We start from the raw sequence: 12,098 nt of genomic DNA on the forward strand, positions 1-12,098 counted from the left end.
CGGGGGTGACATGGTCCCCTGGTGGCTCACAGCCGCCAGGGGACCTTGTCGTCGGGCGAGTACCGGCACGACGACCCGGTGGTGACCGACGCGCGAAGATGCGCGGCCAGCGCCGGATGTTGCTCGTCGAGTTTGCGCAGGGTGTCCCGGATCCGGGCGGTCACCGTCTTGCGGGCGCGTTCGGCCTCGTCGCCGAGCCGCCGGGTTCGGCCGCCGAGCCCGGCGGCGGACCTCAGTTCCGAGAGGAGCGTGTCCCGCTCGCGATCCAGTGCCGCGGCCCGTTCGTCCTGGCCCAGGTCGGTCGCGGTGTCGATCAGTTCGTCGAGTTCGTCGAGCCGTGCGCGATAGCGGGCCTTCGCCTCGTCGTCCAGGACGGCGTCTCCGCCGAGGCTCTTGGCGGCGACGACCACCTCGCCGCCCGCGGGGTCGAGCAGTCGCACGGCCGTCACCTCCGAACCCGGCCTGCCGAGCAGGAAATGCAGATCCCGCAAGCCTTTCGAGTCGGGCAGGCGGGTGGTGACGCCGTCGAAGTGCAGGGTCCACACGGCGTCGACGCGGCGGAACTCCGCCGACGGCACCACCGGACCCCGCAGGCGTTTCCGGATCTCCGCGACGCGGGCCGGGATCTGCCGCATCCCGAGTTCGGCGGCTTCTCTGTCCAAATCGGACAGCAGGGCCGTCACCGTGGCCACGTCTCCTTCGAGATTCCGCCCGAGAAGCGCCTTCGCGAGCTGGGACCTGGCTTCGACCGCCCAGGGCGTGGCGTGCAGGCGGTCCGCGGAACGCACCGCCGCGGTGAGTCGCTCGATGGCGTCGTTCCAGCGCTCCTGAGCCAGGTCCAGCCTGCCCAGCCAGAGATCGACGGGCCCGCTGATGTCGCATCCGAACAACGCGATCACCCATTGTCCGCTGTAGGGCGCGAGCGCCGCACGTGCCGCTTCGCAGCGCGCGGGATCGGCCGACACCGCGGCGGTCTGCGCCTGGCAGCGGAGCCACAGCAGCTGCAGCTCGCGGGGATAGGGCTTCGCCTCGGCCACCAGATCGGTGAGCCGCACGGCTTCCTCGGCGTCTTCCCGCTCCGCGGCGGTGATCGCCTCCATGATCCTGCCGTAGGTGAAGCCCTCCCTCGCCACCTCGCGGTGCAGCTTGGCGAGGTCCTCGTAACGACCTTCGAGACACCAGCGCATCCACCGCTGCTGCCGGGTCATGTCGCCGAAGTGCGGGTGTTCGTGGTGGCCCTCGTGCCCCTGCAACGCCTGCTGGAGAAAGGCTTCGGCCTCGGCGAACCGGCCTTGGACCGTGGCGATGATGCTCTGATCGATCATCGAGGCCAGATGGGAACTCGGGACCTGGCCGTCACCGGACATGGCGATGAAATCCCGGTACTGGTCGAGGTAGCGGGGGTCGCCCTGCTCCAGCAGCGCGACCCATTTGAACGACGACGCGTAGTGCACCAGTTCCGCGTTGTCCGTGCGGCGGCCGACCACGATCAACTCGTCGGTGAGCCTTTCGCGTTCCTCGGCGCTGCCGGGGCCCCAGATCGCGTCGTGCCGGGCCCACAACCCGAACATCAGGGCGGAATCGTCGTGGTCGTCGCGGGCCGACATGGTGATCGTCGCGGTCAGTTCCTGGGTCATCCGGTCGACGGAGATCTCGTCGCCCGGTTTGCCGCCGCACAGCCGCCGGTGAGCTTCGGTGAGCAATGCGGCGGTCTCCGCGGCGCGCAGGCCCTTGTGATCGGTCCGGGTCAGGGTCAACGCGAGCCGGGCGAGCAGATCGTCCTCGTCGAGAGCGCGGATGACCGCGGTGACCTCGTCCAGTACCTGCCTGCCCTCCTCGGTCTCGTGGTGGCGGTTCAGCTGCGCGCCCAGTTCGAGCGCGATGACCGCCCGCCGCCGGGGATCCGCGGCAACGTCCATCGCCCGGCGATAGTGCGTCGCGGTCTCCTCGGTCGCCATCCGCCCGGTGGCGTCGACCGCCGCGGCCAGCAACAGATCGACGGCCTGGTCCGGATCGAGTTCCCGGCCGGCGAGCAGCGCGTGCCGGGCCAGGTCCGCGGGGAAGATCCGGTCCGGTGACTTCGGCATACCGCGGACCGCCGCGACGACCGCGGAGTGCAGTTTCTCCCGTTCCGATTCGGACAGGCTCGCGTACAGCGTCTCGCGGACCAGGTCGTGGGCGAACGCGAACCGGCCCTGCCCGTGCACCGCGACCAGCCGGGCGGCGACCGCCTGGTCGAGCAGCCTGTCCACCTGCGGCACCGGCGCCGACGCCACCCCCGCGAGCAGTCTGCGGTGGAACTCCCGGCCGAGTACGGCCGCGGTGGTCAGCAGATCGAGAACCGGTTGGGGGAGCAGGGAAAGCCGTCGCTGCAGGGCGTCGGCGACCCCGGGCGCGATCGTCTCGGCGGAACCGCCGCTGTGCCAAAGCCGCGCCGTCTGCTCGACGAAGAACGGGTTGCCGCCGGTGCGGCGATGGACTTCGGCGACGAGGTCACCGTCCGGTTCCGCGCCCGCCGTCCTCGCCATGAGCGCGCCGACCTCGTCCGGTTCGAGACCGGTGAGCGTGACCGAAGTGGCCTTCGCGAGCAGAGGCAGTATGAGCGAGCGAAGCGGGTGATCGGTCGTCTCGACCTCGACGTCCCGGTAGGTGCCGATCAGCAGCAGCCGTTCGAACCAGGTGTGCTGCGCGGCGAATTCGAGCAGCCGCAACGACGCGGTGTCGGCCCAGTGCAGGTCGTCGAGCACCACCACGACCGGCCGTTCCTGGGAAGCGGCCACCAGCGCGCTCGTCACCGCGTCGTAGAGGCGGAAGCCGTCCGCCGCTCCGTCGCCGCGTGCCTCGCCGAGCAGGACGTCCAGTTCGCTGTCGGCCATCGCGGTCCACCGGCCCGGCTCGACCGAACGCCGCAGCCCGCGCACCACCTGCGTCCACGGCCAGTACCCCGGTGCGCTGGCGGAGTCCCAGCAGGACCCGTTGAGCACCAGGGCGCCGAGACGCTTCGCCTCTTCGGCGGCGCCGGTGACGAGCGTGGTCTTGCCGATCCCGGCCTCGCCGGTGACCAGCACCAGCCCGCCGTGGCTTTCGGCGGCGCGGCCGATCTCCGCGCGGAGTATTCGCGCGGGATGGTCACGTCCGATGAGCGCGGCTGACATGCCCGAATCCTCCCAGTTGGGTCCGACAATCTCACGACGCGCGCCGGATGTCAGGCGTTACTCGCGGGTCGCGAACACTCTTCGTGATCGACGTCTCCCGCTCGCCGGGAACCCCGCACCGCCCGAACCCGACTTTCTGGACGTGACGAATCGAGTCGGACGGCGGGTGAACGAACGCCGAAATTCTTGCCCTGCCGGGCGAACACGGCCTGTTGTGCCAGGTCAGGTACTACGCGGCTGGAGTAGTGTGCGAGATATGGGGAGCATTCGCTCGCGCGTGCTGGCATGGATCGGCCGCCGCTACCTCGCGCGTCAGCAGAAGAACGGCTTCGACCTGTCCAAGATGTCCCTCATCCCGGACAACCTCCTGACGCCGCTCAGGCGCGACGGTCTCGACCCGGTCCCGGAACTGGGCCGGATCCGCGCCGAGGAGCCGATCAGCGAACTGGATCTGCCGTTCGGCATGAACGGCTGGCTGGTCACCGGCTACGACGAGGCCAAGGCCGTCCTCGGCAAGGTGACCGAGTTCAGCAGCGACTTCACGAACCTGGTCGGCAGCGCGGGCGTGACCGAGGACCAGAACCCCGGCGGACTCGGGTTCGCCGACCCTCCGGTGCACACCAGGCTGCGGCGGCTGCTCACGCCGGAGTTCACCATGCGGAGGCTTTCACGGCTGACGCCGCGGATCGACGAGATCGTCGCCGACCAGCTCGACGCGATGGAGAAGGCGGACGGCCCCGTCGACCTCTGGGAGGCCTTCGCGCTGCCGATCCCGTCGCTGACGATCTGCGAGCTGCTGGGCGTCCCGTACGAGGACCGCGACGACTTCCAGCGGCTGAGCACCGCGCGCTTCGACCTCTTCGGTGGCGCGGGCGCGTCACTCGGTGCGATGACCGAGTCGCTGTCCTATCTGGACGACATCGTCAAGAAACAGCGCGAGAACCCGGGCGACGGGCTGCTCGGCATGCTCATCAAGGAGCACGGCGACGAGATCGACGACCGCGAGCTGGCGGGCCTCGCGGACGGCGTGCTCACCGGCGGGCTGGAGACCACGGCGAGCATGCTCGCGCTCGGCGCGCTCGTGTTGCTGAAGGACCGCGAGCTGTTCGAAACCGTCCGCGGCGACGACGACGCCGTCCACAAGTTCGTCGAGGAACTGCTGCGGTACCTGACCGTCGTGCAGATGGCCTTCCCCCGGTTCGCCAAGGAGGACATGGAGGTCGCCGGCGTCCGGATCGCGAAGGGCGACATCGTGCTCGTCTCGCTCAGCGTCGCCAACCGTGACGGTGTTCTCGGCGAGGACATGGAGAAGTTCGACGCGACCCGCGAGCCGACGTCGCATCTCGCCTTCGGCTGGGGCATCCACCGGTGCATCGGCGCCGAACTCGCCCGGATGGAGCTGCGCACCGCCTATCCCGCGCTGGTGCGCCGGTTCCCGGAGATGCGGCTCGCGATCGAACCGGACGAGCTGGAGTTCCGGAAGGTCTCGATCGTCTACGGCGTCGAAGCGTTGCCCGTGCTGCTGGACTGAGTCTCAGGCGACTCCTCTCGGCCGGAACTGGATGCTGATCCTCGGCCCGACCGGCTTGGCCGTCTTGGGGATGGCGTGCTCCCAGGTCCGCTGGCAGCTGCCGCCCATGACGATCAGGTCGCCGTGGCCGAGGGCGTGCCGGATCGTCTCGCCGCCGCCGCGTGGGCGCAGGGCGAGCTGGCGGGCCGCGCCGACCGAGACGATCGCGACCATGGTGTCCTCGGTGCGCGAGCGGCCGGTGTCGTCGCCGTGCCAGGCGACGCTGTCCCGCCCGTCCCGGTAGTAGCAGAGGCCGGACGTCACGAACGGTTCGCCGAGCTCGTCCGCGTAGTGCGCGGAGAGCGTCTCCCTGGCTTCGGTGAGGAGCGGGTGGGGGAGCGGCATGCCGTCGCGGTAGTAGCTCAGCAGCCGGGGGACGGCGACGACGCGGTCGTACATCTGCCGTCGTTCGGCATGCCACGGCACGTCTTCGGCGAGGCGCGTGAACAGTTCGTCCGCGCCGGTGAGCCAGCCCGGGAGCACGTCGATCCAGGCGCCACGGGTCAGCTCGGTGCGCCGGAGCGCGCCGAGGGAGCCCAGCCCGAGGGTGGTGCACTCGTCGAAAAGCGAGGCTTGGAGCGCGGGGGTCATGGCAACCGAATCTACCCCCGCGATGCCCATTTGTCGAACGCGTGTTCGATTCCAATATTGACCTGCGCCGGACGCCGTCACCCGGCACGATGGGTCGCATGATCGACACAATCATCTCCGCCGACGGCACGCCGATCGTGGTCGAGCGCCGGGGCGCGGGTCCGGTCGTGGTGATCGTCGCGGGCGCGAGCAACGACCGTCATGGCGACGAACCGCTGGTCGCCGCGCTGACGGCGGAGTACTCCGTGGTGACCTACGACCGGCGCGGACGGGGCGACAGTGGCGACAACCTGCCCTACGCCGTCGAGCGCGAGATCGAGGACCTCGCCGCCGTGGTCGCCTCGCTCGGCGAACCCGTGATCGTGCACGGCATCTCTTCGGGCGGAGCGCTCGCTTTGCTCGCCGCGGCGAGCGGGGTGCCGATGGCTCGGCTGTCGGTCTTCGAACCCCCGTATCGCGGCGAGGTCGAAGAGGTGCCCGAGGGATACGCCGACGAGATGCGCGACCTCGTCGCGGCGGACCGCTGGGACGACGCCGTCGCACTGTTCATGATGTCCGCGGTCGGGTCGCCGGCGGAGGCCGTCGCCGAAGCGAAGGCGACGCCGATGTGGGCCGAACTCCGGTCGTTCGCCCCCACGCTGGTCTACGACGCCCGCGTCATGGGTGACTCCCAGGTCCCGGCGGAACGCTTGGCCTCGATCACGGCGCCGACGCTCGTGGTGAACAGCAACGGCAGCACGGACTGGCTGAAGACGGCGGCCGCGGTCACCGCGAAGGCGGTCCCGGGCGCGCGGCATGTCGAACTGGAGGGCGAGTTCCACAACGTTCCGCCCGAGCGGCTGGCTCCGGAACTCGGCGCGTTCTACCGGGATCCTCGCTGACCGCGCGGAGTCGTTTTCGAGGGCCCGCAGGAAGAAGTTCATCGTCGTTACCCGGTCAGCGGGAGGATGAGGCGCCGGCTCCTTGTCCGATGACGGTTCGTGCTCGTACAGTCGCAATCTGGTCCTGGTCTGGACCACCGCCGCCCTGAGTGTGCAGGAGGCAGGATGCGGAGACGACTTCGGACCGGCGGGGTGATCGCGGCGGCCGTCCTCGGCCTGATGGCGTCGGCGCTGCCGGCGAGCGCGCAGGTCGGAACGGGGCCGTGGACGGCGGAGAGTCCTTCGTTCAACGTCCAGGAACGCGGATGCGGCACCGTGGACGGGCTCAACTTCGAGCTGACCTGTTCCACCGGCAGCGGTGACCAGCGGGCGGAGCGCCGCTACGTGACCTACACCGGCGGAACCCGGCAGTTCGAGGGCTCGTTCCGGATCACCAGCATGGCGGGCACCCGGATCAGTCTGAAACAGACCTTCCGCGACGCGCCGAGCGCCGGACCGTACTTCATGCTCGCGGTCGAACGCGGCGGCCGGCTCTACGCCGTCCACGGCGGGGAGACCCTGGGCAGCGGGGCGACCGTCGGGACGTCGGTGCGGGTCAACACCGTCCATCAGGTCGGGAGCACGCACAAGGTCTACATCAACGGCTCACTGAAGCAGACCGTGAGCAGCAGCAGTGGCAGCTACTACGACAAGTTCGGGGCCTACCGGACGGCCAGTGGCGCCGGACCGGTGAAGGTGACGTGGAGTGGGGTCAAGTTCTGGCGTAAGTGAGCCCACCTGGCCTGCCGTGAAGGCCTCCTTCCCTACCTTGAGCGTAGGGAAGGAGGCTTTCACGGACTTGGGCGAGGAGCCGGTGTCACGGACCTCGGCGCCAAGCGTCGAGGTCCGTCCACGCCGTGAGGGTCTGCCCGCTCTCGAAACGGCGGCGTTCGTGGGTGAGCGGGTCGGTGAACTCGAGGACCTTGGCCAGCAACTGCAGAGGTTCGGTGAAGTCGTCGAGCGGGGTTTCGGTCAGCTCGGGGTAGAAGTCGTCGCCGAGGATCGGCAATCCGAGCCCGCTCATGTGCAGCCTGAGCTGGTGGGTGCGGCCGGTCGCGGGGAGCAGGCGGTAGCGGCCGAGGCCGTCGCGGTGCTCGATGAGCTCGACCCGGGTCTCCGCGTTGGGCGGCCCGTCGACCTCCTGTGCGGCGATGACCCCGCGTTCCTTGACGATGCGGCTGCTGATCTCGCGCGGCATCCCGACGTCCGGATCGTACCGCGCGATCGCCTCGTATTCCTTGTGTACCAAGCGATCCCGGAACATCGTCTGGTACTTGCCGCGGTGTTCGGGGGTGATCACGAACAGGATGAGCCCGGCGGTGACCCGGTCGAGCCGGTGCGCGGGACTGAGTCGCGGGAGGTCGAACTCGCGGCGGAGGCGGACCAGCGCGGTCTGCAGGATGTGCTGCCCACGCGGGATCGTCGCGAGGAAATGCGGCTTGTCGGCGATCAGGATGTGCTCGTCACGGTGCACGACGGAGACGTCGAACGGGACGTCCACCTCGTCGGGCAGATCGCGGTGGAACCAGATGAACGAGTCCGGCACGAACGGCGCGTCGACGCCCAGCGGTCCGTCGAGCCCGACGATGCGCTCCTCGCGGAGCATCTCCTCGATCCGCTCGGGAGCGACCCGGGGGAGCCGTTCGACGAGGTGCTCCCGCAACGTCGTCCACGGTCCCTCGGCGGGCATCTTCAGCCTCGCGGGATCGAGCCCGTGCCGGGGCGGAAGCGGCGGGCGGAGCTTGCGTCTCATCACCGCGCACTCTAGCCGGACGGGATCAGGGGCCGGGGGTCTGTGCGATCGGCGGCCGTCGCGGTGTTGCGGTGTTGCGAAAGCCACTTTCGCAACCTTCAACGTTGCGAAAGTGGCTTTCGCAACGTGCGGCGATCAGGCAGCTCGGCGTCGAGCAACGGCGGCTCGGTGAGCCGCGGCGAGTTCGGCGGCCACCTGCTTCGGTTCCGTTCGCAGTCGGCTGGGCAAGGTCTGCAGGACCGCGATACCCGCTGCCGCGTACCTGGCGTTCCGCGCCACTGTCGCGGCGTACTGTTGCTCGCCGAAGTGAAAATCGTAGGAATCGATCTCCCAGGCCAGCTGGGCTGCCACGAAATAGCCATCGGAAGTCGCGATGTACTCACCGGATTCATCACGCAATTCGTGATTCCACAGAGGCTCGGGCAAGCCGCTCAGGCGCCAGACCCTCATCGCGTCCACCTCCGCGACCGACCGCGCCCCGTCCGCGATCCGGTGCAACACCTGACGCGGGATCGCGGTGCCACGGCTACTCCCGGCATCGAGTTCGGCGAACAACTCCGGGAGACCCACGCCACGCTGAACCACTTCGGTGAGCAAGGCCGCGACGGCCTGTCGCGAGCCAAGGCGACGGCATTCGTCGAGAACCCCTCGAACCAACGGTGCCAGCGGTATCCCATCGTGGACGATCGGTTGCGGCATCCGGGTCGTCCGTTCGACGATCACGTGGCCCGACCCGGAGATCTTGTGTTCAAGGGGCACGAGAAGGTGGACACGGAACGGATGGTCCGGCAAGGCTCGCAACCCCTGCCGGCGACAGGCTGCCGCTCCCGTCACCACGGCATCCGGCCCGGCGTACAGGAGGGCGGCGTCGACCAAGTGCCGTCGCGTCGGCTCGCCGGAGTGCAACAGCACCACGCCCGGCAGCAGGCGTCGCCATGGCTTCCCCGGCCTGCAACGCCGATAGCACGTCATCGACGGAACGCCGAGTTCGCCGAGCCGGGCGACGGTGATCACGCCACCCCGGCTGTGTTTGTAGAGCCCTTCGGGATCGCGGGCCCAGTCTCCGGTTTTCACCCCACGATCGTCAGCCGCTCACCCCGTCGGTCGCCAGCCCCTTTTCGCCGACCTGTGGACAACTCGCCACATCAGCCCCACTGTGGATAACTTCCGGACGTTGCGAAAGCCACTTTCGCAACCTCCAACGTTGCGAAAGTGGCTTTCGCAACATCCGAAGCAGCCGCCCGGAAGCAAGCCGTCCGGGAGCACCCGGTCAGGATTCCGGCTGATCGCGATAGCGCGCGAGATACCGCTCGGTCACCTCGGCCTCGGCGATCGCGGTGGCTTCGGCGCGGATGCGGCGGCCGGTGCCCGGTTCGAAGCCGTGCTTGGCGAGCCGGTGCTCGATGCTCTCCTCCATGTACGCCGTCGAATAGAAGTACGCGACGAGCGCGGCCATCAGCACGATCGCGAGCCGCAGGGGGAGTGGTCCGGGCAGGAGCAGCCAGACCGCGCAGAGCGGCCCGATCATCACCGTGCTGCGGGCGACGTGCCGCCAGCGCCAGCTTCCGGCGGTCGCGTCGTGGAGGATCCAGTCGTGGTAGCGCTCGGGCAGCCTGCCGCCGAGCGAGTACCACAGCCAGCGGATCGCGTCCGGGCGCTTGCGGGGCATCGGGCGACTCCTTTCCTTCGACGTCTGCGACAGTACACTAATGGTTAGCGTGCTAATCATTAGTGTTGTCGACGCCACCGCTAGGATCGCGGCATGAGTTCGGAAGGGCCGGGGATGAAGGCGATCGATCTGGGCGAGGACCCGCTCGCGCTGGAGCGTCAGGTGTGTTTCGCGCTGTCGGTCGCTTCGCGCAGTGTCATCGCGATCTACCGTCCGCTGCTGGAGCCGCACGGGCTCACCCATCCGCAGTACCTGGTCATGCTGGCGCTCTGGGAGCGGGGACCGCAGGCGGTGAAGGACCTGAGTGTCGCCCTGCGTGCTGAACCCGCTACGCTTTCGCCGCTGCTCAAGCGGCTGGAGACGATCGGTTACGTCACGCGGCGGCGCCGTTCCGAAGACGAGCGCCTGCTGACGGTCGAGCTGACGGAATCGGGTCGCGCGCTCCGGGCCGAGGCGGAGAAGATCCCGTATCGCGTCGTGGAGAAGCTCGGGATGGAGGTCTCCGAGCTGGAGGCGCTGCACAAGGCGCTGTCCCGGGTCATCGAAGCCACGGCTTGAGCGAACCGAAACCTGGGTGTGACGAAATAAGGGTGTGAAGCCGCGCCCGGGTGGGTAATTCCCGTCACGCCGACTCAAGATGACAGGAAGCTGAGGACCGTGACGACCTCGACCCCCGCCCCCTCGGAAGCAGGTCTGGATCTGATGACCAGGCTGAACGCGTATCTGGAGGACGTGGCTTCGGCTTTGGGGATACGGATGGATTCGTGCACGGCGGACCTCACCGGTCCGGTCACCGCCCGTATGCGGCTGAATTGGCGTCTTCCCGGTTTTCCCGAGCGCGACGTCGACCTGCTGTGGCACGAGGAGCACGGCTGGTCCGCCGCGGTCGCGACGCATTCGGGCGACGACCACCACGTCGTCGTCGCTTACCTCGGTGGCCGGACGGCGGCGTCGCAGCCGCGGCTGGTGGCCCGGTTCGCCGAGACGCTGCGAACCGGTGACCACCAGGACTGCTGGCCTGGACCGCCGACGCTGCGCACCGCCGGCGGGTCGTCCGCGCTGGCCAAGGAACTGTCCGCCTGGGCCTGACGCTCAGCGGGGCGGGGTGAGGACGACGTCGAGCTCGATCGTGATCTCCCGGCCGATGAGGAACCTCGGCGCGCGGACACCGAGCGCCTGCCGGTCGAAGACCCCTCTGGCGTGAACCCGCCAGGTGCCGTCGCCGTTGTCCTCGGGCCCGGTCGCGGTCAGCGTGAGCGGACACGACTCACCTCGCGCGCCGAGAGTGCCTTCGACCGACCACGTGCCGGAGCCGCCTTCGACGCTGTCCGCCGCGAAGGTCAGCACCGGCTGCGTGTCGATCGCCAGCAGACCGGGTTTGCGCAGGTCGGCGTCGCGTTTGGCGTTGCCGGTGTCGATGCCGTCGAGGTCGAGCGCGGCTTCGACGGCGCTGACGCGGCCTTCGTCGACCCGCACCGACCCCAGGCTGACCGGGATCGTGCCGCGGACTTCGCGGAAACCGAAGTTCCGGACGGTGAAGGTGGCCTCGGTCCGGTCGGCGAGCACGGTCCAGGTACCGGTGCGCAAGGACGTCCCGGCGGTCATCGCGGCTCACCCACCAGGCCGAGCGAGGGCAGGGACGTGTGGAGCACGCGGTGCACGTCGACCCGGTCGGGGCCGGGCAGCAGCGCCGGATCCTCCCCGGGCAGCAGTTCGGTGCTCATGATCGTCTTCTGGACGGTCTCCATCGCCTCGATCGACTCGGTGAACCCGAGCACGAGCGTCGAGCGGTCTTCGGCGGTCAGGACGTAGAACCCGCCGACGCCGTCGAGTTTCCGGACGGCGGGCCAGATCCGCTCGCGTCCGCCGAAGTCGGCGGCGTCGGCCGCGGCCTGGCTGAGCGGCCGGTCGAACCAGGTCGCCTGCGCGATCCGGGGTTCGGCGGCACCGCCTTCGACGTCGGAGACCTCGAACACGCGGGCGTCGAGGGTGCCGTGGGTGCGGCGGTCGGCGGCGGCGAGCGCGGAGCCACGGTCGTGCCACAGCGCGACGACGAGTCCGGACAGCCCGCCGACCTGGGCCAGGGTGCAGGTTCCCGGCGAACCGGTGCCGGGGTGGAGTTCGGCGGCGAGGGCGTGGCCCCAGCCCTCGGATTCGTCGGCGTGCGAACGCCGGAACTGGTGGACGGTGGCGTACATGCGCTTTTCCTTTCCCGTTGGACGTGCTCGACTCTGCGCCGTCGCCGGTCCGGGGACATCAGTGCCAGTACGCAGTCCGGTACGGAATCGGCCCCGGGGAGCGATACTCCTTCCGTGAGCCGGGAACCATTCGTGGGCAGGGCAGGCGAGCTGGCGGACCTGCGTGGCCGGATCGTGGACGCCGCCGGGGGTTCCGGCGGGCTCGTCCTCGTCTCCGGGCCGCCGGGGATCGGCAAGACCCG

General features: G+C 69.4%; 12 protein-coding genes. 5 read left to right on the plus strand and 7 right to left on the minus strand.

The window, feature by feature from the left end:
* Nucleotides 1-26: 26 nt before the first annotated feature.
* Nucleotides 27-3,155 (minus strand): ATP-binding protein, encoded by a 3,129-nt coding sequence (locus H5J31_RS26075; RefSeq protein ID WP_181775277.1) that lies wholly within the window; start codon nt 3,153-3,155, stop codon nt 27-29.
* A gap of 256 nt (nt 3,156-3,411) precedes the next feature.
* Here H5J31_RS26075 and H5J31_RS26080 point away from each other — a divergent pair, with 256 nt between their 5' ends.
* Entirely contained in the window at nt 3,412-4,686 is a 1,275-nt protein-coding gene (locus H5J31_RS26080; protein ID WP_181775278.1) for a cytochrome P450, read from the plus strand.
* A gap of 3 nt (nt 4,687-4,689) precedes the next feature.
* Here the strand turns inward: H5J31_RS26080 and H5J31_RS26085 are convergent, their stop codons facing one another.
* A complete protein-coding gene (locus H5J31_RS26085) occupies nt 4,690-5,316 on the minus strand; it encodes an alpha-ketoglutarate-dependent dioxygenase AlkB (RefSeq protein ID WP_181775279.1) in 627 nt (208 codons plus the stop codon).
* A gap of 98 nt (nt 5,317-5,414) precedes the next feature.
* Here H5J31_RS26085 and H5J31_RS26090 point away from each other — a divergent pair, with 98 nt between their 5' ends.
* Nucleotides 5,415-6,197: an alpha/beta fold hydrolase gene (locus tag H5J31_RS26090; protein WP_236005392.1), complete on the plus strand. Its 783-nt coding sequence runs from the start codon at nt 5,415-5,417 to the stop codon at nt 6,195-6,197.
* Nucleotides 6,198-6,362: 165 nt separating this feature from the next.
* A complete protein-coding gene (locus H5J31_RS26095; protein ID WP_181775280.1) occupies nt 6,363-6,968 on the plus strand; it encodes a LamG domain-containing protein in 606 nt (201 codons plus the stop codon).
* Nucleotides 6,969-7,053: 85 nt separating this feature from the next.
* Here H5J31_RS26095 and H5J31_RS26100 read toward each other — a convergent pair whose 3' ends face one another.
* The 3 genes from H5J31_RS26100 to H5J31_RS26110 all read right to left on the minus strand — a co-directional run bounded on the left by H5J31_RS26100 (nt 7,054) and on the right by H5J31_RS26110 (nt 9,658).
* The gene (locus H5J31_RS26100) at nt 7,054-7,989 is read right to left on the minus strand and encodes a pseudouridine synthase (protein WP_181775281.1); all 936 of its coding nucleotides are present in this window, start codon (nt 7,987-7,989) and stop codon (nt 7,054-7,056) included.
* 135 nt (nt 7,990-8,124) lie between these two features.
* Nucleotides 8,125-9,063 carry a hypothetical protein gene (locus tag H5J31_RS26105; RefSeq protein ID WP_181775282.1) on the minus strand — a complete coding sequence of 313 codons (939 nt, stop codon included), beginning with the start codon at nt 9,061-9,063 and terminating at the stop codon, nt 8,125-8,127.
* Between the two features lie 196 nt (nt 9,064-9,259).
* Nucleotides 9,260-9,658: a DUF5313 domain-containing protein gene (locus H5J31_RS26110; RefSeq protein ID WP_181775283.1), complete on the minus strand. Its 399-nt coding sequence runs from the start codon at nt 9,656-9,658 to the stop codon at nt 9,260-9,262.
* Between the two features lie 114 nt (nt 9,659-9,772).
* Between H5J31_RS26110 and H5J31_RS26115 the strand changes: the two genes are divergently transcribed.
* Nucleotides 9,773-10,216 carry a MarR family winged helix-turn-helix transcriptional regulator gene (locus H5J31_RS26115; protein ID WP_181775290.1) on the plus strand — a complete coding sequence of 148 codons (444 nt, stop codon included), beginning with the start codon at nt 9,773-9,775 and terminating at the stop codon, nt 10,214-10,216.
* Between the two features lie 99 nt (nt 10,217-10,315).
* Nucleotides 10,316-10,747 (plus strand): DUF6292 family protein, encoded by a 432-nt coding sequence (locus tag H5J31_RS26120; protein WP_181775284.1) that lies wholly within the window; start codon nt 10,316-10,318, stop codon nt 10,745-10,747.
* Nucleotides 10,748-10,750: 3 nt separating this feature from the next.
* On the opposite strand, the gene H5J31_RS26125 is transcribed toward H5J31_RS26120, so the two are convergent.
* Together H5J31_RS26125 and H5J31_RS39625 are read right to left on the minus strand one after the other, a co-directional pair.
* A complete protein-coding gene (locus tag H5J31_RS26125; RefSeq protein WP_181775285.1) occupies nt 10,751-11,263 on the minus strand; it encodes a YceI family protein in 513 nt (170 codons plus the stop codon).
* Nucleotides 11,260-11,856, minus strand: coding sequence for a hypothetical protein (locus H5J31_RS39625; RefSeq protein WP_207898810.1), 597 nt, complete (start codon nt 11,854-11,856; stop codon nt 11,260-11,262). The genes H5J31_RS26125 and H5J31_RS39625 overlap by 4 nt, the downstream gene beginning before the upstream one ends.
* Between the last annotated feature and the right edge of the window lie 242 nt (nt 11,857-12,098).

The sequence above is a fragment of the Amycolatopsis pittospori genome (genome assembly GCF_013870525.1).
GTDB lineage: Bacteria > Actinomycetota > Actinomycetes > Mycobacteriales > Pseudonocardiaceae > Amycolatopsis > Amycolatopsis pittospori.

What these genes read in the sequence shown, in the direction of transcription:
- H5J31_RS26075 (WP_181775277.1), bottom strand. Translation starts at nt 3,155, where the DNA reads ATGTCAGCCGCGCTCATCGGACGTGACCATCCCGCGCGAATACTCCGC.
- H5J31_RS26115 (WP_181775290.1), top strand. Translation starts at nt 9,773, where the DNA reads ATGAAGGCGATCGATCTGGGCGAGGACCCGCTCGCGCTGGAGCGTCAG.
- H5J31_RS26095 (WP_181775280.1), top strand. Translation starts at nt 6,363, where the DNA reads ATGCGGAGACGACTTCGGACCGGCGGGGTGATCGCGGCGGCCGTCCTC.
- H5J31_RS26085 (WP_181775279.1), bottom strand. Translation starts at nt 5,316, where the DNA reads ATGACCCCCGCGCTCCAAGCCTCGCTTTTCGACGAGTGCACCACCCTC.
- H5J31_RS26080 (WP_181775278.1), top strand. Translation starts at nt 3,412, where the DNA reads ATGGGGAGCATTCGCTCGCGCGTGCTGGCATGGATCGGCCGCCGCTAC.
- H5J31_RS26090 (WP_236005392.1), top strand. Translation starts at nt 5,415, where the DNA reads ATGATCGACACAATCATCTCCGCCGACGGCACGCCGATCGTGGTCGAG.
- H5J31_RS26125 (WP_181775285.1), bottom strand. Translation starts at nt 11,263, where the DNA reads ATGACCGCCGGGACGTCCTTGCGCACCGGTACCTGGACCGTGCTCGCC.
- H5J31_RS26110 (WP_181775283.1), bottom strand. Translation starts at nt 9,658, where the DNA reads ATGCCCCGCAAGCGCCCGGACGCGATCCGCTGGCTGTGGTACTCGCTC.
- H5J31_RS26100 (WP_181775281.1), bottom strand. Translation starts at nt 7,989, where the DNA reads ATGAGACGCAAGCTCCGCCCGCCGCTTCCGCCCCGGCACGGGCTCGAT.
- H5J31_RS39625 (WP_207898810.1), bottom strand. Translation starts at nt 11,856, where the DNA reads ATGTACGCCACCGTCCACCAGTTCCGGCGTTCGCACGCCGACGAATCC.